The 25,340-nt window shown below is 27.2% G+C and carries 24 protein-coding genes, 1 tRNA gene and 2 other annotated features; of the genes, 3 read left to right on the top strand and 22 right to left on the bottom strand.

Annotation, left to right across the window (positions count from 1 at the left end; all coding sequences use genetic code 11):
• Nucleotides 1-89 precede the first annotated feature (89 nt).
• Nucleotides 90-524: a cell division protein FtsL gene (locus O212_RS0110150; protein ID WP_024614997.1), complete on the bottom strand. Its 435-nt coding sequence runs from the start codon at nt 522-524 to the stop codon at nt 90-92.
• Between the two features lie 40 nt (nt 525-564).
• Complete coding sequence (gene rsmH, locus O212_RS0110145) at nt 565-1,497, bottom strand: 16S rRNA (cytosine(1402)-N(4))-methyltransferase RsmH (protein WP_024614996.1); 933 nt, start codon at nt 1,495-1,497, stop codon at nt 565-567.
• 276 nt (nt 1,498-1,773) lie between these two features.
• On the opposite strand from rsmH, the gene O212_RS0110140 reads away from it, so the two are divergent.
• Nucleotides 1,774-1,870, top strand: a tRNA-Sec gene (locus O212_RS0110140).
• A 64-nt stretch (nt 1,871-1,934) separates the two neighbouring features.
• Here the strand turns inward: O212_RS0110140 and ychF are convergent.
• On the bottom strand, nt 1,935-3,032 hold the full coding sequence (ychF, locus tag O212_RS0110135) for a redox-regulated ATPase YchF (RefSeq protein ID WP_024614995.1): 1,098 nt from the start codon (nt 3,030-3,032) through the stop codon (nt 1,935-1,937).
• A gap of 164 nt (nt 3,033-3,196) precedes the next feature.
• On the opposite strand from ychF, the gene pdaA reads away from it, so the two are divergent.
• Entirely contained in the window at nt 3,197-3,997 is an 801-nt protein-coding gene (gene pdaA, locus O212_RS0110130; protein WP_024614994.1) for a delta-lactam-biosynthetic de-N-acetylase, read from the top strand.
• 27 nt (nt 3,998-4,024) lie between these two features.
• Here the strand turns inward: pdaA and O212_RS0110125 are convergent, their stop codons facing one another.
• The 19 genes from O212_RS0110125 to ytxC all read right to left on the bottom strand — a co-directional run bounded on the left by O212_RS0110125 (nt 4,025) and on the right by ytxC (nt 24,483).
• The gene (locus O212_RS0110125) at nt 4,025-4,669 is read right to left on the bottom strand and encodes a cyclodeaminase/cyclohydrolase family protein (protein WP_024614993.1); all 645 of its coding nucleotides are present in this window, start codon (nt 4,667-4,669) and stop codon (nt 4,025-4,027) included.
• Between the two features lie 52 nt (nt 4,670-4,721).
• The gene (locus O212_RS0110120; RefSeq protein ID WP_029699309.1) at nt 4,722-5,261 is read right to left on the bottom strand and encodes a nitroreductase family protein; all 540 of its coding nucleotides are present in this window, start codon (nt 5,259-5,261) and stop codon (nt 4,722-4,724) included.
• A 55-nt stretch (nt 5,262-5,316) separates the two neighbouring features.
• Nucleotides 5,317-6,417: a tetratricopeptide repeat protein gene (locus tag O212_RS0110115; protein WP_024614992.1), complete on the bottom strand. Its 1,101-nt coding sequence runs from the start codon at nt 6,415-6,417 to the stop codon at nt 5,317-5,319.
• An 11-nt stretch (nt 6,418-6,428) separates the two neighbouring features.
• A complete protein-coding gene (locus O212_RS16580; RefSeq protein WP_152524865.1) occupies nt 6,429-6,650 on the bottom strand; it encodes a hypothetical protein in 222 nt (73 codons plus the stop codon).
• 255 nt (nt 6,651-6,905) lie between these two features.
• Nucleotides 6,906-7,517, bottom strand: coding sequence for a 50S ribosomal protein L25 (locus O212_RS0110105; RefSeq protein WP_024614991.1), 612 nt, complete (start codon nt 7,515-7,517; stop codon nt 6,906-6,908).
• 102 nt (nt 7,518-7,619) lie between these two features.
• A complete protein-coding gene (locus O212_RS0110100; protein ID WP_024614990.1) occupies nt 7,620-8,057 on the bottom strand; it encodes a DUF523 domain-containing protein in 438 nt (145 codons plus the stop codon).
• A 59-nt stretch (nt 8,058-8,116) separates the two neighbouring features.
• On the bottom strand, nt 8,117-9,067 hold the full coding sequence (locus tag O212_RS0110095; protein WP_029699307.1) for a carbohydrate kinase family protein: 951 nt from the start codon (nt 9,065-9,067) through the stop codon (nt 8,117-8,119).
• Nucleotides 9,068-9,249: 182 nt separating this feature from the next.
• On the bottom strand, nt 9,250-11,610 hold the full coding sequence (locus O212_RS0110090; protein WP_024614989.1) for an endonuclease MutS2: 2,361 nt from the start codon (nt 11,608-11,610) through the stop codon (nt 9,250-9,252).
• A 3-nt stretch (nt 11,611-11,613) separates the two neighbouring features.
• Nucleotides 11,614-13,956, bottom strand: coding sequence for a U32 family peptidase (locus O212_RS0110085; protein WP_024614988.1), 2,343 nt, complete (start codon nt 13,954-13,956; stop codon nt 11,614-11,616).
• Between the two features lie 114 nt (nt 13,957-14,070).
• Entirely contained in the window at nt 14,071-15,348 is a 1,278-nt protein-coding gene (gene zapA, locus O212_RS0110080) for a cell division protein ZapA (RefSeq protein WP_024614987.1), read from the bottom strand.
• A 149-nt stretch (nt 15,349-15,497) separates the two neighbouring features.
• Nucleotides 15,498-17,882 carry a phenylalanine--tRNA ligase subunit beta gene (gene pheT / locus O212_RS0110075; protein WP_024614986.1) on the bottom strand — a complete coding sequence of 795 codons (2,385 nt, stop codon included), beginning with the start codon at nt 17,880-17,882 and terminating at the stop codon, nt 15,498-15,500.
• Nucleotides 17,883-17,912: 30 nt separating this feature from the next.
• On the bottom strand, nt 17,913-18,932 hold the full coding sequence (gene pheS / locus O212_RS0110070; protein WP_024614985.1) for a phenylalanine--tRNA ligase subunit alpha: 1,020 nt from the start codon (nt 18,930-18,932) through the stop codon (nt 17,913-17,915).
• Between the two features lie 60 nt (nt 18,933-18,992).
• Nucleotides 18,993-19,222: a binding site (T-box leader), on the bottom strand.
• A gap of 52 nt (nt 19,223-19,274) precedes the next feature.
• Nucleotides 19,275-20,051 carry an RNA methyltransferase gene (locus O212_RS0110065; protein ID WP_024614984.1) on the bottom strand — a complete coding sequence of 259 codons (777 nt, stop codon included), beginning with the start codon at nt 20,049-20,051 and terminating at the stop codon, nt 19,275-19,277.
• A gap of 17 nt (nt 20,052-20,068) precedes the next feature.
• A complete protein-coding gene (locus O212_RS0110060) occupies nt 20,069-20,734 on the bottom strand; it encodes a TrkA family potassium uptake protein (RefSeq protein ID WP_024614983.1) in 666 nt (221 codons plus the stop codon).
• A gap of 13 nt (nt 20,735-20,747) precedes the next feature.
• Nucleotides 20,748-22,094 (bottom strand): TrkH family potassium uptake protein, encoded by a 1,347-nt coding sequence (locus O212_RS0110055; RefSeq protein WP_024614982.1) that lies wholly within the window; start codon nt 22,092-22,094, stop codon nt 20,748-20,750.
• A 190-nt stretch (nt 22,095-22,284) separates the two neighbouring features.
• On the bottom strand, nt 22,285-22,644 hold the full coding sequence (rplT, locus tag O212_RS0110050) for a 50S ribosomal protein L20 (RefSeq protein WP_024614981.1): 360 nt from the start codon (nt 22,642-22,644) through the stop codon (nt 22,285-22,287).
• Between the two features lie 27 nt (nt 22,645-22,671).
• Nucleotides 22,672-22,869 carry a 50S ribosomal protein L35 gene (gene rpmI / locus O212_RS0110045; RefSeq protein ID WP_024614980.1) on the bottom strand — a complete coding sequence of 66 codons (198 nt, stop codon included), beginning with the start codon at nt 22,867-22,869 and terminating at the stop codon, nt 22,672-22,674.
• 22 nt (nt 22,870-22,891) lie between these two features.
• Nucleotides 22,892-23,413, bottom strand: a complete 522-nt coding sequence (infC, locus tag O212_RS0110040) for a translation initiation factor IF-3 (RefSeq protein WP_024614979.1) — start codon at nt 23,411-23,413, stop codon at nt 22,892-22,894.
• Nucleotides 23,414-23,434: 21 nt separating this feature from the next.
• Nucleotides 23,435-23,556 (bottom strand) — a sequence feature (ribosomal protein L20 leader region).
• A gap of 39 nt (nt 23,557-23,595) precedes the next feature.
• Entirely contained in the window at nt 23,596-24,483 is an 888-nt protein-coding gene (ytxC, locus tag O212_RS0110035; protein ID WP_024614978.1) for a putative sporulation protein YtxC, read from the bottom strand.
• Nucleotides 24,484-24,629: 146 nt separating this feature from the next.
• Between ytxC and O212_RS0110030 the strand changes: the two genes are divergently transcribed.
• A complete protein-coding gene (locus O212_RS0110030) occupies nt 24,630-25,331 on the top strand; it encodes a DUF6873 family GME fold protein (protein WP_024614977.1) in 702 nt (233 codons plus the stop codon).
• Nucleotides 25,332-25,340: the final 9 nt, after the last annotated feature.

Below are 25,340 nucleotides of genomic sequence, written 5' to 3'. Positions count from 1 at the left end.
TTTAACTCCTCCGTATAATTGCTAAAACACTTTGGATGCACTTTAAAATATAGAAAGTGCATCCAAATATTTTTAAAAATCACTTAAATTTATCTTTCTAACCCATTTAAACAATCTTTTGATAGGTCTATATCTACCTTATCAGCTTTAGCTGGTGGAAGCATACCTAATTTATTTTTAGCTTTTGATTCTATTCCTTTAAGTGATGAATGTTTTAATAAATCTACCCTTAATGCTTCATTTTCAGAATTCATAGTTTTTATTTCACTATTTATAGTTCCAACTTGTGTTTGTAAATTATAAACTTTAGTATCTCTCCAAATTGTAGCAACCCCTAAAATGAATATAACTAATGCTACTTGGATAGTTCCAGCTATTTTTTTCTTTTTTTGTAATGTAGCTAACTTTTTCTTTTTGTTATTTCTTTGATTTTTTCTTTGCTTATCTTTTTTTATGTCATCGTATTTTCTTTGAGGTTTTACTGCAGTATTGCCTCTAACATAATCAAAATCCTTTACTATCACTTTATTCACATCCCCTTAAAATTATAACATAATATTTTAATTATAGCTTTTCAATGACCCTAAGCTTTGCACTTCTACTTCTTGGATTTTCTGTAACCTCTTCTTTACTTGGCTCTATTGCTTTTCTACTTACTAATTTAACAGTTGGTGTTTTGCCACAAACACATATAGGAAACTCTTTAGGACACTTGCATGGATTTGCAAGATCTCTAAATTTCAATTTAACTATTCTATCTTCTAATGAATGGAATGTTATTATAGCCATTCTTCCGCCTTTATTTAATCTTTCCACTCCATCTTCTATAGCTTTATTTAGTATTCTAAGTTCTCCATTTACTTCTATTCTTATAGCTTGGAAAGTTCTTTTTGCAGGGTGTGGCCCCTCCCTTCTTGCTTTTGCCGGTATAGCACTTTTTATTATGTCAACTAATTCCAAAGTTGTCTTTATCGGACTATCACTTCTTCTCTCCACTATAAAATTTGCAATTCTTTTAGCAAATCTTTCTTCTCCATAATCCTTTATAATTTTAACTAGTTCATCTTCACTATATTCATTTACAACATTATAAGCTGAAAATTCGTTTTCTCTATTCATTCTCATATCTAAAGGTGCGTCTTGCATATAGCTAAATCCTCTTTCACCTTCATCTAATTGATATGATGATACTCCAAGGTCCATTAGAATTCCATCCACATGTCCAATATCTAAACTATCTATTATTTCTCCTATATTATAAAAATTATTATGCACTAATATTTTATTATCATATTCTTCTAACCTTTTTGATGCCGCTTTTAAAGCATCTTTATCTTGGTCTATTCCAATTAAAAGTCCATCCTTATCTAATCTTTTAATTATTTGAGATGAATGTCCTGCTCCACCCAATGTACAATCAACATATTTACCATCTTTTTTTATATTTAATCCTTCTAAACATTCATTTAAAAGAACCGAAACGTGTTTAAATTCCATATATTATTCTCCTCTTTTTGCTATAATTGTAAGCTACTAAATTATATAAAATTAATTAATAATTTATATTATTCTGTTTAAATTTATTTTTAATACATATTTTCACTTTCTCTATTATACTTTACCTTTATTTTATCATACTTTCAACTACTATCTCCTATTTTTAACCACTTGTTTATAGTTATTCTATAATTATTATTAATTTCCTTCCTATAAAAGGTATATTTTTATATAGTTTGACTTTTCATTATATTTTTTATAAAATATCTCTGTCGAGGGAGTAGATAAGTTCTGGTGTACTTACCGGTCTTCAAAACCGTGTTATGGCGCTAATACCGTCATAGGTAGGTTCGATTCCTACATATTCCCGCCATAAATAATAAAAAAAGGTGGAGAATATTCTCCACCTTTTATTTTTATAATAAAGTTATATTTTATTAAACATTGAATCTAAAGTTTACAACATCTCCATCTTTCATAACATAATCTTTACCTTCTAATCTGAAAAGCCCCTTTTCCTTAGCAGCAGCTTCAGATCCACATTCTACTAAAGCATCATATGAAACAACTTCTGCTCTAATGAATCCTCTTTCAATATCTGAGTGAATTTTTCCAGCAGCTTGAGGTGCCTTAGTTCCTTGTCTTATAGTCCAAGCTCTTACTTCTTGAACTCCAGCTGTTAAATAACTTATAAGTCCTAAAAGTTTATATCCTTCTCTTATAAGTTGATCAAGTCCTGATTCAGTTAATCCATACTCTCCAAGCATCTCTTCTTTTTCATCATCTTCAAGTCCTGATAACTCTTCTTCTATTTTAGCACTTACTATAACAATACCTGAATTTTCATTATTAGCATATTCTTCTACTTTTTTCACATATTCATTATGAGTATTTCCACTTACAACATCATCTTCTGAAACGTTACAAGCATATAAAACTGGTTTTGATGTTATTAAAAATAGAGATTTTATAAATGCTGCTTCATCTTCATTTACTTCTAAAGTTCTAACTGGTAAATTATTTTCTAAATGAGCTTTAACTCTTTCCATTATTTCATATTCCGCTTTTGCTGTTTTATCTCCTGATCTTACAAGCTTAACAGCCTTTTCCATTCTTCTTTCTAAAACTTCTAAATCCGAAAAAATAAGCTCTAAATTTATTGTTTCTATGTCTCTTATTGGGTCTACTGATCCTTCAACATGAACTACATTTCCGTCATCAAAACATCTAACAACATGAACTATAGCAGATACTTCTCTTATATGTGATAAGAATTTATTTCCTAATCCTTCACCTTTTGAAGCTCCTTTAACTAATCCTGCTATATCATAAAACTCTATTGAAGTATATACTTTTCTTTTAGTATTATACATTTTTTCTAATACATCTAATCTTTTATCTGGCACACTAACTACTCCAACGTTTGGTTCTATAGTACAGAATGGATAATTTGCTGACTCCGCTCCTGCCTTTGTTATAGCATTAAATAAAGTACTCTTACCAACGTTTGGTAAACCTACGATTCCTAACTTCATTATGTACATTCCTTTCTAACTTTTACTAATACTAATAAATTATACTCTACATAATATTAATTTTCAACTTCTGAATTTTTTATAATTAAATTTTAAATATTACCATGTTTATTTTTTAAATTTTTCCTAATACTAAGTATGATATTTAGAAAGGAGGTTTTGTATTGAAGAAACACTTAAAAAAACTTTTATTTCTTTTTTCATTTATTTTAATTTTATTAATAGGTGCTACACCATTAACAGTTTCTTCCAATGATAATACTGAATTTAATTGGTATTTTGTTTCTAGAGAAAAAAATAAAACACCAGAAGCTCCTAAAGAATCAGCATCATTTTTAAATGACAGTAATTCTTTTTATGTAGGAGATACAACAAAGAAAGAATTATATTTAACATTCGATGAAGGGTACGAAAAGGGAAATACAGAAGAAATTCTAGATATTCTAAAATCTTTAAATGTTAAGGCAGCTTTTTTTGTTGTTAAACCATATATAACTTCTCAGGCCAATACAGTTACTCGTATGGTTAAAGAAGGCCACCTTGTTTGCAATCATACAAATACACATCCTTCAATGCCAAGTATAAAGGATATTTCTAAATTTAACGATGAAATAAATAGTGTAAATGAAGCATACAAATCTCTTATAGGTGAAGATATGCCAAAATTTTTTAGACCACCTATGGGAAAATACTCTAAAAACTCACTAGATAAAACTTCTCAATTAGGATATAAAACAATTTTCTGGAGTTTTGCATACAGAGATTGGTTAGTTAATGATCAACCAAATCCTGAGTTTGCTATAAAAAAAATTAAAAACGGTGTTCACCCAGGATGTATTATGTTATTACATGCTGTATCTGATACAAATACTAAAATATTAAAAGATTTAATTATTTCTCTACAACAAGATGGCTATGAATTTAAATCTTTAAATGATTTACCTAATAAAATGATTATAGAGTGAAGATAATTCTTCACTCTATAATCATTTCTAACAAAATATTTTATTATTTACTTCTTCTAACATTTCATTTTTATACTTACGAGATTTATTTAATATTTCTTCTAACTCTAATTTTATTTCATTAAAATAATTTTCATTCTTTAGAGAGTTCAAATTAACTTTTACATTTATTATAGAGCTTTCTATTGCTGAATGTAATAAACTCGCTGAAACTCCCGCATCTGATACAAGCATCTTATTTCCATATTTTATTGCAAACTCTATATTTTCATAAAACTTTATACATTCTCTACAAACTTTAAGTGGTGCAATCATAGCTTCATAAGTTTTAGATTTTAATTCAGTCTCTCTATAATTCTTTTCTTCATCTGTAGATTTAGGAAGCTTATAACATTTCATCAAATTATTAAAGCAAAGTCTATCTTCATCCATAAATGCTATGCAATTTTCAATAAATTTTTTACATTCTTTTTCAAAATTTATCATATCATTTTTCTTTTCTTCTTCTAAAATTTCAAATGATTTTTTATTTATTGTAAGAGAGTATACCATATTATTTAAACTTCCTGCTAATGCTCCTACAAAGGCTGCAGTACTTCCTCCCCCTGGAGATGGTGCATCTGATGCTAGTTCATTTATAAATTTTTCTATTTTATATTCTTTAAATAACATTTTATTCCTCCTTAAAAATTAATAGGCTCAAGTTTTATGAGCCTATTTTTTTTTAATTATATGAAGTATTAAACTTATTTTTAAAAACAAAGTCTTTAATATCTTTTTTAGGATTATGTTCTTTGACTTCTAAAGGAACTCCTATAGGTGTTACTCCTACCACTTTAAAATCTTTAGGTATATTAAGAAGTTCTTTAACATTATCTTCATCAAGAGCTGCAATCCACATAGTTCCATATCCTTCTGCCGTTGCTGCTAATATAAAGTGTTCCATTGCAATTGCTGCATCAACTAAATAAAATTCTTTACCATCTATCTCCCCTGACTTTTCTGGTTCAGATATAACTATAGCTGCAACTGGTGCTTTTTTCAAAGCCTCTTCTGCTTTACAATCTTTATTTAAAACATACTTTCCTAATTGTTCTTTAATGTTATAATCATCTATTATTATAAACTTAAAAGATGTTCTATTTTTCCATGATGGTGATCTCATAGCAGCATCAATCATTTTGTCTAAGCTACCTTTTAGAACATCATCACCTTTATATTTTGATATACTTTGTCTTTTCTTTATGACATCATAAAACTCCACAATTATCACTCCTAATCATAACTTAATATGATTAGTATTCCTAAAAAATAAACTTTTATTTATCTTCTTCATTACTTAATACTTTTTCAATTTTTTTTACGATTTCATCTTCACTATTTAATTTTTTTGCAATTTCTAAGTGTAATTTAGCTTCTTTAATATTACCAATGTTCAAATAACACATTATTATATTTGTACAAATTTCTACTTCTCTTGAAGCTTCAAAAGCTTTCTTGAAGTATTGTATAGCTAAATTATATTCTCCAATACAAGCATAATTTAATCCTAATTCATTTACAACTTCAAGTATTCCACTTTCTACTTTTATACTTTCACTTAAATAATATATAGCCTTATCATGTTTACCTAATTTTCTAAAGCAAACACCTAAATAATAATATATTAATGGATTGCTATCAAATTTATCTACTAATGATAAAAATAACTCAATAGCTTTTTCAGGTTCAGTCTCAACAAGTTCAACAGCCTTTTCATATGTTGTTACATTTTCTATATCATCCATTAACATTTCAATTTCTGGAGTTTGTTCTCCGCCTCTTCTTAAATACTCATTAATTTCTACTTTTGCTCCAACATAATCATTTCTATCTTTTAATATTATTGCTTTATATAAATAAGGTTCTTTCATATTACTAAACATAAATTTAGCTTGTTCAATATCTTCTAATAAAATTTCTTCAAAACCTTTATCTTTCTCTCTTAAATTCAGACCTAAAAGAAGTAATTTTTCCATATATTCTTCTTTTTCTTCAAATTGAAGCAAGCCTTTTAATATAAGATAAGCATCATCTAATCTATCTTCTTTAACTCTTTGTGCAACTAAACTTTTTCCACACTCATCACTTTGAGGTATTTGCATAAGTAATATATTATAATCATCTGCATATTTTATATCACTATCAGCTCCTAAAGTTAAAAGCATCCCTTCAACAAAATAATATATAGGTAAATTTTCTATTTTTATTTTATCTCCTATATTACTTGTTATGTATTCAGAACTTATTGGTAAAAATAATTCTTTATTATTAAATGAAATATATTCTGGAATATTTAATATATTTTTAAATCCTTCCTTATCAATTTCTAAGAATAAAAGCTTACTTAATTTTTCCTTGAATAATGCTTTGTAATCCATACATTCACCACCTACATAAAAATATTGCTACCATCTTTATTGATATGGTAGCTTAAAATTAAACTTAACCTGCTTTCAATTAAGTTAATTATCTTTTCTTTAAATCTTACCATATCATTTTGTGCTCCATCTAAACTACTACATTTTATGGAAAGATATACTTTCATCTTAGGTTCACTACCTGGTTGTCTTAAAACAAAAGATGATCTATTTTCAAGTATAAATTTTAACACATTTGACTTGGTTAATTCAATGTTAGTTTTTATATTTTGACTTAAATTTTCTTTAACACTAAGTTTTTACTCTAAATTAATATAATTTATGTTCTTACATAGATATTTTCCTTAAAATATCTATACAATTTTAAATTTTCTCTTATACTTATTTCTACTTTTAATATAAAAAATATTCTTTTAACAAAGTAATTCTTTAATAAAAATAAACGGAGGTTTATATCCTCCGCTTAAATAAAATTATAATTTTTAATTTTATTTACTTTTCACTGAACTATTTGCTTGTTGCTTCTGTTGTTCTTCTTCCATTAAATCTGATGTTAATTTTCTTTCATTTGATATTGATGCCATAACAGAATTCAAATCATCTAAAACATCTATTTCACTAGCAATTTCTAAATCACAAATTCTAAATACATCACCATTTTCTCCATTAGCTACATCAAACTTAATTGATTTTGGAATAGAATTTAAATTACAAGCAATTTTTATAGAATCTCTTTCTTTTTGAAGCACAGCTCCTTTGTTATTTAAATACTTTTCCCCTAAATATTGTATAGGTACTTCAGTCTCTATATTTTCATTAGAATTTACAAGTTCTAAATCTAAATGTATTATCTCATGGTTTACAGGTTCTCTTTGAACTTCCTTTATTAATGCATCTTTTTTACTTCCATTAATATTTAAACTTAAAACTCCATGTTCTCCAACATTTGCAACTTCTCTTCCAAGTTCTAAAGAAGATACTTCAAACATAAAATTTTTAATTTCTTTTCCATAAACTACTCCAGGGACTAACCCCTTTCTTCTAGTTTTTCTACCACTATGTGTAACCTTTTTTCTTTCTGTTATATTTAATTCAGTCATACTAAATACCTCCTATTTTTATTAAAACTCTTTTTAATTATTCCTAAAATAGTTAGTATTTATACATAGAGTGTCATTATTAAATATAAAAAAAGTTATAAATTAAATATTTTTAGGAATATCATTTTCTGAAAAAACCTTTATTCCATTTTCTACAAATTTCTTAGCTGTAATTCCAATACCTTTAATTTTATTATTTGAAAAAGTTCCATCATATATAAAGCTACTTCCACAAGATGGACTATTCTCCTTAAGTATTGCAACCTTTGCATTTACAAGCTTTGCAAGTTTTAGCGCCTCTTCTGCACCTTTTTTAAAATTTTCTGTCAAGTCTTCATCTAATTTATTAACAACTTTAATTAATCCATTATTTTCTATAATCTCACATGGGGTTCTAGGTGTACTTAAGCCTCCTAATTGTTCAGGACATATTAAAATAGCTTTTCCTTCTTTAAATAATTTTACACATTGTTCATTCTTGTTATTTTCACCATTATATTTACAATTACATCCACATAAACATGCACTTATTATAATCATTTCTTTCACCTCAATTTATAAAAATAGCTAAAGGTAATTTCCTTTAGCTACTTTTATAATTAATATGTATTTTCTTCCCACTCAATTTTATTTAAATATACATCTACATACTCGTCGCTCATCTTAGGATTTATAGTATCTTCATGAGAAATAGTTATTGTTGACATTGCTATTGCATATTTAACAATATCTTTTAATGATAAATTATTCATATATCCATATCCAACACCTGCAACAAATGAATCCCCTGCACCAGTTGTATTCTTGACTTTAACTTCTTTAGCTTTTATTTTACCTGACTCATTTCCGTTTGTATAATATATACCATCTGCATCTAAACTTATAAATATATTTTTAACTCCCTGATCTAGAAAGTATTTTCCTGCTCTTTCCAAATCTTCTTTAGTTTTTATTTCAAAACCACAAAGTATTTCAGCTTCATATCTATTTGGTTTTATTGTGTGGAAATATTTAATTAAATGTTTTATTTTTTCAGCTTTTGCAGCTGAAACCGGATCTAATACAAAATTTGTTTTTCCTTCATATTTTGTAAGTATGTATTCAAGCATTTCAGCATCATCAGCATCAAGTATAGTATATTCCGCTCCTTCTATTATATGACATTTAGAATCAATGAAATCAGTATCCATTTCATCTAAACTTTCCATATCAACTACTGCTGAAACCATATCACCTGTATGATCTAAAATTGCCATATATGTTGGAGTGCATCCACCTTCAAGTATTAATGACTCTTCCATGTCATAACCTATCATTTTTGAATGTGATAAAATATTTCTTCCATTTTCATCATCACCTATAATTGATATAAACTTAGTATTAACACCAACTCTTGCAAGGTTCTCTGAAATATTTCTACAAACACCACCAAGTGATATTTTTATATTTCCTGGATTAGAATCTTTTCCTTTGTATGTGTTTCTGCTAAATCCTAATATATCAACTATGGACGCTCCAATAACTAGTACGTAAGAATCTTTTTTTGTCATATTATCTCTCCTGTTTCTATTTCCCATTATTATAAAAAAATCTACAATTATTATAAGTTACAAAAAGAAAAAAATAAAGAACAATTCTTTAATTTTTTTTAAACAAACTCATGTAAAGGTTTGTTTTGTTATTTTTATGTTAAAAGGATAGATTACTTATGAACTTAATCTATCCTCTTTTATTATTTTAGTATAGCAATAGTTACACCATCTCCACCTTCACCATATACACCTAATCTATATGATTTTACATGAGGATGTCTCTTTAACATATCATTTATAGCTTTTCTAAGTATACCAGTTCCTTTACCATGAACTATTGTAACTTCACCTAAATTAGCCATATACGCATCATCTAAATACTTATCTGCTCTATAGCATGCTTCTTCTGCATCTAAGCCTCTAAGGTCTACTCTTGATTCTACAGAACTTAAATTTAATTTAATTTCTCTTTTCTTCTTTTGTTTTGATTTTGTATCCGGTTTATTTATAGCTCTTAAATCTTTTGCTTTAGCTGTTATTTTCATTATTCCAGCTTCAACTAAAACTTCTCCTTTATTATCAGGAAGAGATAGTATTGTTACATTTTGATTTAATGATGGAAGGTATGCCTCCATTCCAAGTTTTATATTTTTTATCTCTTCTCCCTTTTGTTCTTTTTGCTTATAAAGTTCATTCTCTTTATATTCTAAACTTTCTTTAAGTTTTCTTCTCTCTTCTTCAAGTCTACTTCTTCCGCCACCTGATATTCCAAGCTTTTCAAGTTCCCTCATAGCTTTTAATATATCATCTGCTTCTTCTTTTGCATCAGCTATTATATTCTTAGCCTCTCTCCTTGCTTCCATGTATACTTTATCTCTAGTTTTGTCTAATTTATTTATTTTTTCTTCAAATTTTTTCTTTAATTCATTAGCTTCTTCTTTTGCCTTCATAGCCTCTCTTGCATCTCTTTTAGCTATTATGCTCTTTTCTTGAAGTTCCCTTATTAAATCCTCAAATTGTAAGTTTTCATTAGATATAAATTCTTTTGCTGATTTTATTACAGATTCACTTAAACCTAGTCTTCTTGATATTTCAAAAGCATTAGATTTACCTGGAACTCCTATTAGAAGTCTATATGTTGGTCTTAATGTTTTTACATCAAATTCCACTGAAGCATTTTCCACATCACTATTTTTAAGAGCATATCCCTTAAGCTCACTATAATGTGTAGTTGCAATAACTTTAGTGCCTCTAGCTTTTAAATTATCAATTATAGCCGCTGCAAGTGCCGCTCCTTCTGTTGGATCAGTTCCTGCTCCTAATTCATCAAATAATACTAAAGATTCTCTAGTTGCCTTTTTCATTATATCTACGATATTAGTCATATGTGATGAGAATGTTGAAAGAGATTGTTCTATACTTTGCTCATCTCCTATATCTGCAAATATTTCTTTATAAAATGCAATAGTTGACCCTTCTTTTGCTGGTATTAAAAGTCCAGACATTCCCATAAGGTGTATTAATCCTACAGTTTTTAATGTTACTGTTTTACCACCAGTATTAGGTCCTGTAATCATTATTACATTATATTCATCTCCTAAGTATATATCTGATGATATAACTTCCTTTTTATCAATAAGAGGATGTCTTGCACTTATAATATCAAATCTTCCATCATCGCTAACGTTTGGATAAGTTCCATCTATACTTGATGCATATGAACCTTTAGCAAATATAAAATCTAATTTACCTAATATCTCGTTATTACTTTTACATATATCTATGTTGCTTGCTATTTTAAGTGATAAATCTTGTAATATTCTATCTATTTCAGCTTTTTCTTTTAACATTAATTCTTTAATTTCATTGTTTAAATTAACAAGGCTCATTGGCTCAATGAAAAGAGTAGCTCCTGTAGAACTTTGATCGTGTACAATTCCTGGAACTTGACCCTTATACTCTACCTTTACAGGTAAAACATATCTTTCTCCTCTCATTGTATAAAGATTTTCTTGAAGATATTTTGAGTAACTTCTAACAATACTATTTATTTTTTCTCTAACTGAAGAGTTCTTTTCTTTTAAACTTCTTCTTAAACTTCTTAATGTAGAAGATGCTCTATCACTTACTTCATCTTCTGATAAAATTGCTCTATCTATGTAATCTTCTAAATCTTTTATAGGTTCTAATATATATGCTAAATCTTCTATTCTTTCGAATGCTATTTCTTGCTCATCTCTTTTAACATACTCTTTAAACCTTCTAGAACACTTTAACATATTACCTACTCTTAATATTTGTCCTGCTGATAATACTCCACCTTTTCCGGCCCTTTCTATAGCCTCTTTAACATCATATAATCCTTCAAAAGGAGGGGCTCCCTTTGAAACTAACATATCAAGTGCTTCTTTTGTTTCTTTTAAAGCTACTTCCATTTCATATTTAGTTTCATAAGGAACAAGATTATCTATAATATTTTTTCCCATTTGTGTTTTTGAATATCTTTTTAAATTTTCTTTTACTTTTTTAAATTCTAAAACTCTAAATGTTCTTTCATTCATCTTCTATTCTACACCTCTTCTATAATGACCTTTTGTGTAATCTTTACTATCTATAACTTTATTGTTTTTAAATTCATCAATTACTTTTCTAACTTCATTAGATGTTTCATCTGTAAAATCTAATCTTAAAGAATTAATTCCCATCTCTTTTAAATCATCTATTTCTTCTATTAAATTTAAAGGAAGAGAATTTAGTATATAACTTCTACAAAATACATCAGTCATAATACTAAATTTTTCATTAACTCTATCTATTAAAGTATATACATCTTTTTCACAAGCTCTATTACACTTTTTATTTGTATCTTTTAATCCAAACGTACTTCCTATAGGGCAATATTCACTTACCATAAGTTCAGTCTTACCATATATCATTTTTGCACAGTTATATTTTACACCTTTTAAAAGTGCTTTAATCTCTTTTCTATTTAATTCTTCACTAATTGTAATTATGTCCAAATCTTCTTTAAAGAAATTCAATGCTTCACTATTAAATATATTTAATTTATAATCACCTATAATTTTAAATTCAGTCTTATACTTATTTATTATACCAACATTTGATGTTAAAAGCCCAAAAATATAAGGTTTTACTTTTTCTATTATATTTACAACTGAATTAAATTCACTTTTTATTATGTTTGGAAGCTTAAGTATTAATTTATTAGTCTTACTATATTCTTTTAAATCATCTATTTTAATTGAATTTTTATATCTACTAAATACATCAACAGCAATATAATTAAAATCATTTTTTAATTCATCAAATTGCTCTTTTAAAATAACTTTTGGTAAAACTTCTATAGTTTCAGTTTGTTTAAAAATATCTTTAGCTTCTACCTCTTTACCATATCTATTTCTTCTATACTTAGAACATTCTTCTTTTACTATTTTATCAAACAATGCTCTTCTTAGTTCATTAAGTTCTCCAACTCTTATAAAACCGTCCTCAAACTCTACAAAGCTGATTTTATTAAGTTTATATGGATAATCCCCAGACTTAAATAATGCTTTTTCAATTCTTTCCTTATCTAAAGGTCTATTAGTAGCTTCTGAAACTATACTTCCTAATACTTCATAATAATTATCGTTAAACAGAACTCCTAATTTCATTTCTTCGTTAACTTTAAAAGTAACATAACCTTCTAATTCTATTTTTCTTCCATATGGCTTAACCGTATCTGAAAGTTCAATAGTTAACTTTTTATCTGACATCTTATATAAAATATCACCTTTTTTATAATCTATAGGAAACAGTTTTACTTTATCTCCTTTATTAGCTTCTTTTACTTCATTTTTATTTTTTATTATTTTACTTAAAGTAAATCCCCCATCATTTACTCTTATACCATCACCTAAAGATACATTTCTTTCTAATATTATTTCACCATTTTCTATTACTTTTCCTAATACAACGCCTGTATTTTTAGGGAAGTTATAACTCATCATATCTCTACCAACATCTTTTTTTAAATATGCCTTCGAAAATCCTTCTCTATTAAAAAGCTGAAGCAATTCTTCTTTTCCATTTTTCACATCAAATTTTTTATTGAAAAGTTCCTTATCTACTGCATTTCTATAATTTCTAACTACTCCGGCAACGTACTCAGGTCTTTTCATCCTACCTTCTATTTTTAATGAATATGTATTGCTATCAATTATATCCTTAACATCTTCTATAGTACACATATCTTTTGGAGATAATAAATAGCCTCTTTTTTCTCCAGAATTTTTAGATTTTAATGTATATTCCATTCTACAAGGTTGAGCACATCTTCCTCTATTTCCACTTCTTCCGCCAATCATAGAACTCATTAAACATTGTCCTGAGTAACATACGCAAAGGGCACCGTGAACAAACATTTCTGTTTCTATCTTTAAATCTTTTGATATATGCTTTATTTCTTCAAAAGTTAATTCTCTTGATAATACTATTCTATGAAAACCTCTTTCTTTAAAATAAATTGCACCTTCCCCATTATGTATAGTCATTTGAGTTGAGGCATGTAATTCGAAATCACTATACTTTTCCTTTATTAATTTAACTAAGCCTAAATCTTGTATTATAAGTGCATCTACTCCTATTTCGTATAAATATCCAGCATATTTTAATGCTTTATTAAGTTCTTCTTCTTTTAATAAAGTATTCATAGTTACATATACTTTCACTCCATAACTATGTGCATAATCTATAGCTTTTTTCATATTCTCATTGTCAAAGTTAGATGCATATGCTCTAGCTGAAAATTTATTTCCACCTAAGTATATAGCATCTGCACCATTATTTATTGCAGCATAAAGGCTTTCCATACTTCCAGCTGGTGCTAAAACTTCTATTTTATTCATTTTCATCTCTCCTAAATTTTAAAAAATAATTTCTCTTATGTATTATTTTAGTTTAACTTATAAGGGCACAAAAATAAAGTACTGAGTAGAATTTAGTTACTCAGCACTTTATTCTTATTTTCTTTTTAATAAAACTGGTTCATTTTTAGCCTTTACTTTAGTAACCTCTATTTGAGCATCTATAAGTTTTTTCTCTAAATCTAAAATTTTATATTTACTAGTTTGAAGTGCCATTCTTGTACTTTTGCCAGCTTCTATAAGCTTATTTCTATCTTCTTTATATTTACAAGCCTTTTCTGTTAATTCTTCTATCATTAATTTTTTATCATTAATATCTTTATTTAAAGCTTCTATTTCTAATTTTAAATTATTTATTTTATCATTTTTTTCTTTTTCTATTTCATTTAATTCATTTGTAATATCATTACTTTTTCTTATTTCATCATTTAATGAATTATTAAGCTTTTCTTTTTCTAAAATCAATTTATTTAAACTATCTTCATTTGCTTCTAATTTAATAGATAAATCTTTATGTTTTTCTTCATATTCATTTATTATATGTTCATTATTTTTTATTTCTGAATTAAAATCATTTATCTTTTCATTTAATGTTATAATTTCTTTTTCCAAATTATCTTTTTCATTTAACTCTTTATCTAAATTTTCTAATAGTTCAAGCTTATCTTTTTCTGCATTTTCAATTTTTTTCTCAAGATGATTATTAATATTTGAAATATTATTTATTAACTCTTTATTATTATCATTTTTAGATTCAAGATCTTTTATTTCCCTATATAATATTTTCTCACTTTCTTCTCTCTCTTTTGTTATTTCCTTTATTCTTATTTTAGAATTTTCATTTTCAGATTTTAATATATTGTTTTCTTCTTTAAGTTTGTGTACGTAATTTTTAAAGTTTATTATTTCTTTTTCATTTTCCTTTAACTTAATTTGATTTTTTTCTTTTATAATTTTTAAATCTTTATTTAGTTTCTTTAATTCATCTCTTTCTCTTAAAAGATTTTCTCTATCTTCTTTTAATCCATTTATAGTATTTTCTTTTCCATCTATTATTTTTAAATTTTCTTCCTTAACATTTTCTAAATTAGTTTTTAAATCTTCTAATTCTTTAGTTAATAAGTTATTTTCCTTTTCTATACTATTTTTGAACTTTGCTATGTTTCTTAATTCATCATCTGTTTTATATAGTGTATCAGTAATATTAACAGCCGCCAAAACAGATGCTTGTGAAATACTAAGCATTTTATTTTTAGCTAGTACTTCTTTTATTCTTTCGTCAACATAAGATGCAATATCTCTTAAATATTCTTCACTTTCTTTACCTTTTAAGTTATAATCTACTCCATTTATGTTAACCGTAATTTTCACCATTATGTTCCACCTCTTAAAATATAATCTTCCTATTATATTAATTATATTTGATATTTTAAGTTTGTACAATTATGTAAAGTAAAAAGGTAATTAAATTTATTATTTTATTTAAAAAAGAGATAGATTAAATCTATCTCTTTTAAAAATTATTATTGTTCTCTTAATATAGCTCCTAACTTATGCTCAAGAGATCTTAATATTTTATCATGAACTTTATTTACTTCTTTATCTGTTAAAGTTTTATTTTCACTTCTATATACTATTGCATATGCAATACTTTTCTTTCCTTCTGGAATTTGTTCTCCTCTATAAATATCAAAAAGCTCTATTTTTTCAACAAGATTTCCACCAGCTTTTATTATTGAATCCTCTATATCTTGAACTAATATACTTTCTTCAACTAAAAGAGCTATATCTCTTGTAACAGCTGGGAACTTTGGTAATGCTTTATATTTCTTTTCAAGTTCTGAGTTTTTATATAATTCATCTAAATCTATTTCAGCTACAAAACATGGAACTTCTACACCAAAATTTTCAGCTACATCTGGGTGTATTTCTCCAAATACTCCAGCTTCAAATTTTCTACCAACTATAAGTTTAGCAGTTTTTCCTGGATGGAATGTTGGATTTTCTGATTCTCTTAAGAACTTAACTCCCTTAACTCCTAATCCATCAATTAAATTTTCAACTACTCCTTTTAAATCTAAGTAATCTACATCTCCATAAATTCCTATAGTTAAAACATTTTTTTCTTTTGGAAGTTCATTTTCATCTTCTGAAGGAATATATACTTTTCCTATTTCAAAAAGATAAGCTTCACTATTATTTCTTGTATAGTTTCTTGCAAGAGATTCCATCATTGAAGCTAAAGTTGTTGTTCTCATAACACTATAATCTTCACCTAGAGGATTTTTAATAGTTACAACTTTTCTTAAATCACTATCTTCACTTAATTCAATTTTATCAAATGCTTTCTTTGATATAAATGAATAACTTATTGATTGATTTAATCCGCTACCTATCATTATGTCAACAACTTTTTCATCTAATAATTCTTTTTTGTATTTAGCTTCTCTTTCAGTTTGAACTTTGAATATAGTTCCTTCTATATTATTATATCCATATATTCTAGCTACTTCTTCTGCTATATCTTCTCTTATTGCTATATCAATTCTAAATGTTGGTATTGTAATTTCAAGTAATTCACCATTTATTTCTGTATTTAAATCTACTGAATCTAAACATCTTTTCATTTCTTCTATTGATATATTTGTTCCTAAGAACTTATTTATCCAATTAGAATCAACTGTTATATGTCCTTCTTCTTTAACTTCGTTATATACATCTATAGTCCCATCTATAACTTCTCCAATACCTAATTCACATACTAAAGCACATGCTCTATCAAGTGCAAGTTTTGCTAAGTTTGGATCTATGTCTTTTTCAAATCTTGATGAACTTTCTGTTCTAATTCCTAATTTTTTAGAGTTTACTCTTATATTAGTTCCTTCGAAGTTTGCACATTCAAAATAAACATCTGTTGTATCTTTTTTAACTTCTGAGTTTAAGCCGCCCATTATTCCTGCTATTGCAACTATTCTTTCATCATCTTTTATACATAAAACATTACTATCAAGTTTTCTATTAACTTCATCTAAAGTTACAAACTCTTCGTTATCTTTAGCTCTTTCTACAACTATTTTATTTGATTTGATTTCTCTCTTATCAAATGCATGCATTGGTTCTCCAGTTTCAAGCATAACAAAGTTAGTAATATCAACTATATTATTTATAGGTCTAACTCCAGCTTCTAAAAGTCTATCTTGAATCCACTTAGGTGATGGTCCTATTTTAACATTTCTAACACCTCTAACCATATATCTTCTACATAGCGCATCTCTAACTTCAACTTTTAGTTCATCATTTATATTAGCTTCGCTTGAAGTTTTATACTCAAGATTTGGCATTCTATAATTAGTTCTTAAAGTTGCAGCAGTTTCTCTTGCCATTCCTATCATACTTAAGCAATCTGGTCTATTTGATGTTATATCAAAATCTAAAGTTTCTTTTTTAAGACCTAAATATTCTTTTATTTCTACACCTATTGGTGCATCTTCTTCTAATATCATTAGTCCATCAACTTCATCTTCGCCTTTTAAGCCAAGTTCTGCTTCTGAACAAAACATACCATTTGACACAACACCTCTAAGTTTTCCTTTTTTTATTTCTGTTCCATCTGCTAATGTTGATTTATGAAGAGCAACTGGTACTTTATCTCCAACTTTCATATTAGTTGCAGCTGTAACTATTTGTATTTCTTCATCTCCAATGTCAACTTGACATATACTTAATTTTTCTGCATCAGGATGCTTTTCTATAGAGTTAAATTTACAAACAACAACTCTATTTATATTATCTCCTTGAACTATTACTCCTTCTAAAGCTGAACCTGTAAGAGTTAATAAATCTCCAAGTTCTTTAGCACTTACATTTATATCAACATAATCTTTTAGCCAACTATATGGTACTTTCATTTTAACTTCCCTCCTGATTTATTAAATTTACTAGAATTGATCTAAAAATCTCATATCACTTTCATATAGTAATCTTATATCATCTATTCCATACTTAAGCATTACCATTCTATCTACTCCGAATCCGAAAGCAAATCCTGAATATTCTTCTGGATCTATTCCACAATTTCTTAAAACTTCTGGATGAACCATTCCACAACCTAGTATTTCTATCCAACCGCTTCCTTTACAAACTTTACATCCTTTTCCTCCACAAACGAAACAAGTAGCATCCATTTCAGCTGAAGGTTCTGTAAATGGGAAGTGATGTGGTCTAAATTTTGTCTTTACTTTATCTCCAAACATTTTCTTAGCAAATAACTCTAATGTTCCTTTTAAATCTGCAAAAGTTACTCCCTTATCAATAACTAAACCTTCCATTTGGTAAAATATTGGTGAGTGTGTAGCATCAACATCATCTGATCTATAAACTTTTCCTGGTGATATCATTTTTATTGGAAGAGTTTGTTTTTCCATAGTTCTAACTTGAACTGGTGAAGTTTGTGTTCTTAAAACAAGATTATCATTTATGTAAAAAGTATCTTGCTCACTTCTTGCTGGATGATCTTTTGGAATATTTAATGCTTCAAAATTATATCTATCAAGTTCAATTTCTGGACCTTCTTCTATTGTAAATCCCATTGATACAAATATATTTTTCATACTTTGAAGAGTTAAATCTAAAGGATGTCTTTTTCCTATTCTATTTTTCTTTCCTGGTAATGATATATCTATAATTTCACTTGCTAATTTCTCGTTCTTTTCTTTATTTTTTATTTCCTTAGAAACACTTTCAATTTTTTCTTCTAATACGCTTTTAACTTCATTAACAAGTTTACCAACTATAGGTCTTTCTTCCTTAGAAACATCTTTCATACCTCTTAATATAGTTGTAAGTTCTCCTTTTTTTCCAAGAAACTTTACTCTTATTTCTTCTATTTGAGAAGAAGTAGTAGCAGTTTCAATTTCTTTTAATGCTGCTTCTTGAATATTTTTAAGTTTTTCTTGCATATTCAAAATCTCCTTTCTTTAAAAACAAAATTTTTTACAATAAAAAAAACCGCCCCTATAAAAAGGGACGGAATATCCGCGTTACCACCCTAATTGGTTTAACAAAAAATTTTTATTAAACCCAACTCGTAAATATAACGGTTCTAACCGCTAACCACTACTCTAATTAAATTTCATAGTTAGAACTCCAGAGTGAACTTCAGCATAAAGCTTTTAAAACAGCTTACAGTCAAAGGCTATTTCTCCCTTAAAAAGTTATTTATACCTACTCTCTCTTTCTTAGTCTTTTAATGTAATTTTATACTATTAGATTATACATACTATTAATAAAAATTTCAACAGTTATCTTGTTTGTCTAACTCTTTCATAAATAATAATAGATGATGCAACTCCTACATTTAAAGATTCCGCTCCTCCTGGCATAGGAATTTTTACCTTTTTATCTGAAATATCATATACTTCTTTTGATACTCCATTTCCCTCATTGCCAACAGTTATTACAATTTTACCTGTTAAATCTTCACTGAAAAAGTCTTTGCTTCCTTCAAGTGAAGTAGCAACAATAGAAAACCCTCTATTTTTAAGGCCTAATGTATATTTTAAATCACTATCTTCTTGAATTATAGGTATATAAAACATAGAGCCCATTGTAGATCTTATAGTTTTATCATTATATATATCAACAGTCCCTTTAGTTAATATTATTCCATCTATATTAGCCGCATGAGCTGTTCTAATTATAGTTCCTAAATTACCTGGATCTTGCACTTTGTCACAAAGTAAATAGAAACTACCACTTAATTCTTTATCATTACTATTCATACATATAACTGCAAGCATACCTTGAGGGTGTTCAGTTGATGTACAATCTAAAAATAGTTGCTTATTTAATCCAAAAACCTTGCCTTTATAATTATATTTTTGTAATAAATCTTCTGCCTTTTCTTCAATATCTTTTATAAAAAATATTGCTTCTATTTTAGCATTAGCCTTAAGTGCTTCTTCTACAAGTCTAATTCCTTCAATTAGATATTTTTTTGATTTATTTCTATTCTTTCGCTCTTTTAATTTTTTTATTTCTTTATATATAGCATTTTCTTTACTTTCTATATAAATCAATCTAATTACCTCTTTAATTAAAATTTAACTATCATACCTTCTAATTTGCTTAAATCTTCAGCAGAACCTATTGCAACTATAATATCTTTACTGTTAATTACAAAATCTGCTGGCGGTGAAAGATTTATTTCATCATCTCTCTTTATAGCCATAACATTTATCCCATACTTACTTCTAAGTTTCAATTCTCTTATAGTTTTATTATTCCATTCTTCTGGACACTCTATTTCCATAATACTATAATCAGGAGATAGTTCTATAAAATCTAATATACTTTCTGAAACTAAATTATGAGCAACTCTAACTCCCATATCTTTTTCTGGTAATATTACTCTATCTGCGCCTATCTTATATAATACTTTAGCATGTAAATCACTATTTCCTTTTGCAATGATATATTTAACACCAAGTTCTTTAACTAAAAGAGTAACCATTACACTTGCTTGTATGTTAGAACCAATTGTAACTACTGCAACATCAAAATTCCTAAGTCCTAAAGTTCTAAGTGCACCTTCATCTGTTGCATCCATTTGAACAGCATGAGTTACCTTATCTGATATATCTTGTATTAAATCTTCATCTTTGTCTATTACTAAAACATCATTGCCAAGTCCATATAAAGTTTCAGCAACTGATGATCCAAATCTACCAAGACCAATTACTACAAATTGTTTTTTTACCATAATAATTCATCCCCTAACCGATTAAAATCTTACCTTCTGGATATTTATGTGTTTGTTTTTTCTTATTTCTTATTAAAGCCAACGCTACAGTCATAGGACCAACTCTACCACAATACATAGTTATCATTATTATAATTTTACCTGCAGTACTTAATCTTTGAGTAACTCCAGTTGTAAGCCCTACTGTTCCAAATGCTGATGTTGCCTCATATAAAATATTTATAAAAGATTCATTAGGATCAGTTATAGATAATAGAAGGGTAACTCCTATAACTAAAGACATTCCAATAATTAATAAAGCAAATGCTTTATAAACTAAACCTTTTGAAAATCTTCTTCCAAAAACTTGAGTATCTTCTCTTCCTCTGATAACAGAAATTACTGTTAAAATTATGATTCCAAACGTTGCTGTTTTTAAGCCACCTGCTGTTGAACCTGGAGAACCACCTATAAACATTAATATTATAGTTAAAAACTTTCCTGAATTTGTCATTCCGTCTGTAGATACACTGTTAAATCCTGCAGTTCTTGGAGATACTGATGCGAAAAATGAATTTAAAACTTTGTCACCAAATCCCATATTTCCAATAGTCTCAGGATTATGCATTTCAAATAAATACATAAATATAGTTCCTCCAACTATAAGAACAACTGTAATTAATATAACTATTTTAGAATGTACAGATAATTTTTTAAGTCCTCTATAATTATATACCTCAAGCCAAACTGTAAAACCTAATCCCCCTATTATTATAAGAGCACTAATTGTAAGTAAAACTACAACATTACCTGAATATGCAACAAGAGAACTAAACCCTCCAAATAAATCAAAACCAGCATTACAAAATGCTGAAATGGAATGGAATATACTAAAATATATCCCTTTTAGCAATCCAAATCTTGGAATAAATTGAGTTGATAATAATAATGCCCCAAAAAACTGAACTGCAAATGTGAAACTTAATACATACTTAACCATCTTTACAAGGCCTTGTATATTGAATGTATTCATAGCTTCTTGCATTATAAGTCTATCTCTTAATGTTATCTTTCTACCAAGAAGGACAGCAATAAATGTTGCAAAAGACATGAATCCTAATCCACCTATTTCAATTAAAAGCATTATAACTATTTGCCCAAATTCATTCCAATGCGTACCAGTATCTAAAGTAACAAGACCTGTTACACATACAGCTGATGTTGAAGTAAATAACGCATCTAAAAAGTTTGTACTTTCACCATTTGCAGATGATATTGGTAAACTTAATAATAAACCACCTACAAATATTACGACAAAAAAACCTAGTGCTAATATTTGTACTCCACTCAACTTCATTTTTTTAGTAAAAAATTTTTTCATTTAATCACCTCAACGGTTTATATCTCTATATTATACCTAATACTTATTATATACATTATAATATAAAATATTAGCAATTAAATTCTATCATCTCTCTGTTAAAGCTTTATTATGCATATATTAACAAATTATAAAATAGTTCATAAATTTATCTATATATAAAGAAAATGCGACCTAAGTCGCATTTCAATTAAGCGTTTATGTGCTTTTTAGCTACTTCAACTAATTCAGCAAATGCTTTTGGATCGTTGATAGCTATTTCTGATAACATTTTTCTGTTTATATCTATACCAGCTAATTTGATTCCATTCATGAATCTTGAGTATGAAAGACCATTCATTCTTGTAGCTGCATTTATTCTAGCTATCCATAGTCTTCTGTAATCTCTTTTCTTTAATCTTCTTCCAACGTAAGCATTTCTTAATGCTCTAATTACTGATTCGTTAGCTGTTTTAAATAACTTGCTCTTTCCACCGTAGTATCCTTTTGCAAGTTTTAATACTTTTCTATGATTCTTACGAGCGTTAACTGCTCTTTTAACTCTTGCCATTTAACAAAACCTCCTGTGTCTAAACTCTTATAGGTATGGTAATAATTTCTTAATTACTTTTTCTTGTGCTACTGATACGTATCCACCTTTTCTAAGTTTTCTCTTAGTTTTTGAGCTTTTCTTAGTTAAGATGTGGCTTCTGAAAGCTTTAGCTCTCTTAAGTTTTCCTGTACCTGTCTTTCTGAATCTTTTTGCTGCACCTCTGTGTGTCTTCATTTTTGGCATGATAAAATCCTCCTCTCAAAAGTTATGCCTTTTTTGGACCTAAAATCAATGTCATGTTTCTGCCTTCTCTTTTTGGTTTCTTTTCGATAACACAAACATCTTCAAGCTTTCCTACGAAGTTATCTAGAATTCTTTCAGCTATGTGACCTAATTCCATTTCTCTTCCTCTGAATCTTACAGTAACTTTGACTTTATCTCCATCTAATAGGAACTTCCTTGCTTTTTTAGCTTTAATTGCAATATCATTTTCCTCAATTGTTAAACTTACTCTTATTTCTTTAATATTGATTACTTTTTGTTTCTTCTTAGCTTCTTTTTCTTTTTTTGATTGCTCATATATGAATTTCCCTAAATCCATTATTTTGCAAACTGGCGGATTTGCATTTGGTGATATCATAACTAAGTCTAACTCTTGCTCTTCAGCCATCTTAAGAGCTTCCTTGTTTGATAATATCCCAAGTTGTTCTCCATCCTTTGATATTACTCTTATCTCTTTTTTTCTAATATCTTCGTTTATTATATAATTTTTACTAATAGCTTCCACCTCCGGTTTTTAACAATTAAAACATATAAAAAAGGACGGCTTTAGCCGTCCTGTTTAATCCAATACTTTTAAAATCGAATAAACTAACCTTACTTGCTACCTAAGTGCTTGCAGGTGAGAAACGGCTGTTTCTACTTTACTTGATTATAATATCTAATTTTTAAATCTTTGTCAACACTTTTTTAATTGATATCTAAATTTTTATTCAAACTCATTTCATCAACAAAATTTACTCTGTCCCCAAAGACATTTATTATTGTATCAATAAATTCTTTATTTGTACAGTACTTTTTTTGATAAATATTTATTTTTTTTGGGGCATTAGTTATTAAGCCACTTATAATAACATCTTCAACATTTGCATCTATTCCAAGTTTGCAATCTGATAGTTCTTTTATAAATTCACTAAACAAGTTATTATCATCTTGATCTAATACAGTATAGTCTCCTGTATCACTTATAAAAATATTCACTCTATCTATACGACTATCTTGTATATCAACAAAATACTTTAATAACTTTATAAATTCCTTATATTCTTTTTCTACCATATACTTCTCTATTATTTTATCTATAATAGATTCTATATATTTTCTAAGTTCTCTCATTCTAAATGTTATAAATCCATTTATATTAAATTCATTGTTTTCTTCTAAACATTCTTTTATTTTAGTTATTATTATATTTATTTTATTTTCACAATAAACACTAGTTTCATCTTTTATAGATTTCTTTCTATAAAGTATATCCATAATAATAGTTTCTACTTCTAATATCTCCTCTTGTTTCAAAAAGAAATACGTATCTGTCAAAAACTCAAATAATTCTTTTTCTTTATAGTTTTTTATAACCATTTCATATAAAAGTTCACTTATATATATTTTAATTTTTTCAAAACTCTCTTCATTATAACACTCTTCCTCACACATAACTTTTACAAGATGAGTTTTACCTTCAATTTTTTCAACTAAACCTATTACTATATTTTTCCTTTTTAGTAGGGCCTTTAATTCTTGTAACTCTTTTATAAAGTCTAAATCTCCCATATAAGCTAACTTTAGCACAAGCATATTTTTCACTCCCTTCTTAGTAATAGTATGTATTGAATATATCATCACTATACTAACAATAAGTTTGTAAAACTTCCTAAATTTATTGCTTTTTTTACATATTAGTAGTAATTTAAATATATATTTATAATATTAGGAGGATATTTATGTATTCTTTTGTTGACTATAGAATTACTTATGAAGAATTTTCTAATTTAGTTAAAGAAGGTATAACACCTATAAAGGTTCCTAAATCCAACTTACTTTACGAAGCAATAAATGGACATGTTGATATTCAATTGAACATATTAGATAGAAAATCAAAACTTATAGTCGTCCATAAAGATATGGATAGTGATTTTTTAAATAATTTAAAAAATCTTTCTATAGATTTTATACTATCTGAAAAATCTTTAGATTCTAAGTATCCTAAAGATATAATATTAAATGCACTAATTACTGATAATTTTTTAATGCATAATATTAAGTATACAGATAATACAATATTGAAAAACTCAATAAATAAGATAACCCTAAATGTTTCTCAAGGTTATACAAAATGTTCTGTTGTAAATATTTATGATAAAGCATTTATAACATCAGATAAAATAATATATAATACTTTAACAAACTCTGGATATGACACTTTATATGTTCCACCTGGCGATATTGTTTTAGAAGGTTTAGATTATGGATTCATAGGTGGTACTTGTGGAATGATAGGTAATAATAAATTAGCCTTTTTTGGTAATTTAAACAAATATAAGTACGGAAAAGATATTATTGAATTTTTAAAAAAACATAATGTAATCCCTATATTTTTAAAAGATTCAAAACTTATAGATAGAGGTAGTATTTTATCTATATAATCATCTATA

The sequence above is a fragment of the Clostridium sp. Ade.TY genome, from assembly GCF_000498355.1.
GTDB lineage: Bacteria > Bacillota > Clostridia > Clostridiales > Clostridiaceae > Clostridium.
This window is presented reverse-complemented; position numbering and strand designations above follow the sequence as displayed.

Coding starts and splice junctions, on each gene's coding strand:
- pheT (WP_024614986.1), bottom strand. CDS start 17,882: ATGAAAGTACCATATAGTTGGCTAAAAGATTATGTTGATATAAATGTA.
- rplT (WP_024614981.1), bottom strand. CDS start 22,644: ATGGCAAGAGTTAAAAGAGCAGTTAACGCTCGTAAGAATCATAGAAAA.
- O212_RS0110060 (WP_024614983.1), bottom strand. CDS start 20,734: ATGGTAAAAAAACAATTTGTAGTAATTGGTCTTGGTAGATTTGGATCA.
- O212_RS0110055 (WP_024614982.1), bottom strand. CDS start 22,094: ATGAAAAAATTTTTTACTAAAAAAATGAAGTTGAGTGGAGTACAAATA.
- O212_RS0110030 (WP_024614977.1), top strand. CDS start 24,630: ATGTATTCTTTTGTTGACTATAGAATTACTTATGAAGAATTTTCTAAT.
- ytxC (WP_024614978.1), bottom strand. CDS start 24,483: ATGCTTGTGCTAAAGTTAGCTTATATGGGAGATTTAGACTTTATAAAA.
- O212_RS0110095 (WP_029699307.1), bottom strand. CDS start 9,067: ATGACAAAAAAAGATTCTTACGTACTAGTTATTGGAGCGTCCATAGTT.
- O212_RS0110085 (WP_024614988.1), bottom strand. CDS start 13,956: ATGAATAAAATAGAAGTTTTAGCACCAGCTGGAAGTATGGAAAGCCTT.
- O212_RS0110090 (WP_024614989.1), bottom strand. CDS start 11,610: ATGAATGAAAGAACATTTAGAGTTTTAGAATTTAAAAAAGTAAAAGAA.
- rpmI (WP_024614980.1), bottom strand. CDS start 22,869: ATGCCAAAAATGAAGACACACAGAGGTGCAGCAAAAAGATTCAGAAAG.
- O212_RS0110105 (WP_024614991.1), bottom strand. CDS start 7,517: ATGACTGAATTAAATATAACAGAAAGAAAAAAGGTTACACATAGTGGT.
- pheS (WP_024614985.1), bottom strand. CDS start 18,932: ATGCAAGAAAAACTTAAAAATATTCAAGAAGCAGCATTAAAAGAAATT.
- rsmH (WP_024614996.1), bottom strand. CDS start 1,497: ATGGAATTTAAACACGTTTCGGTTCTTTTAAATGAATGTTTAGAAGGA.
- O212_RS0110125 (WP_024614993.1), bottom strand. CDS start 4,669: ATGTTATTTAAAGAATATAAAATAGAAAAATTTATAAATGAACTAGCA.
- ychF (WP_024614995.1), bottom strand. CDS start 3,032: ATGAAGTTAGGAATCGTAGGTTTACCAAACGTTGGTAAGAGTACTTTA.
- O212_RS0110100 (WP_024614990.1), bottom strand. CDS start 8,057: ATGATTATAATAAGTGCATGTTTATGTGGATGTAATTGTAAATATAAT.
- O212_RS0110115 (WP_024614992.1), bottom strand. CDS start 6,417: ATGGATTACAAAGCATTATTCAAGGAAAAATTAAGTAAGCTTTTATTC.
- zapA (WP_024614987.1), bottom strand. CDS start 15,348: ATGGTGAAAATTACGGTTAACATAAATGGAGTAGATTATAACTTAAAA.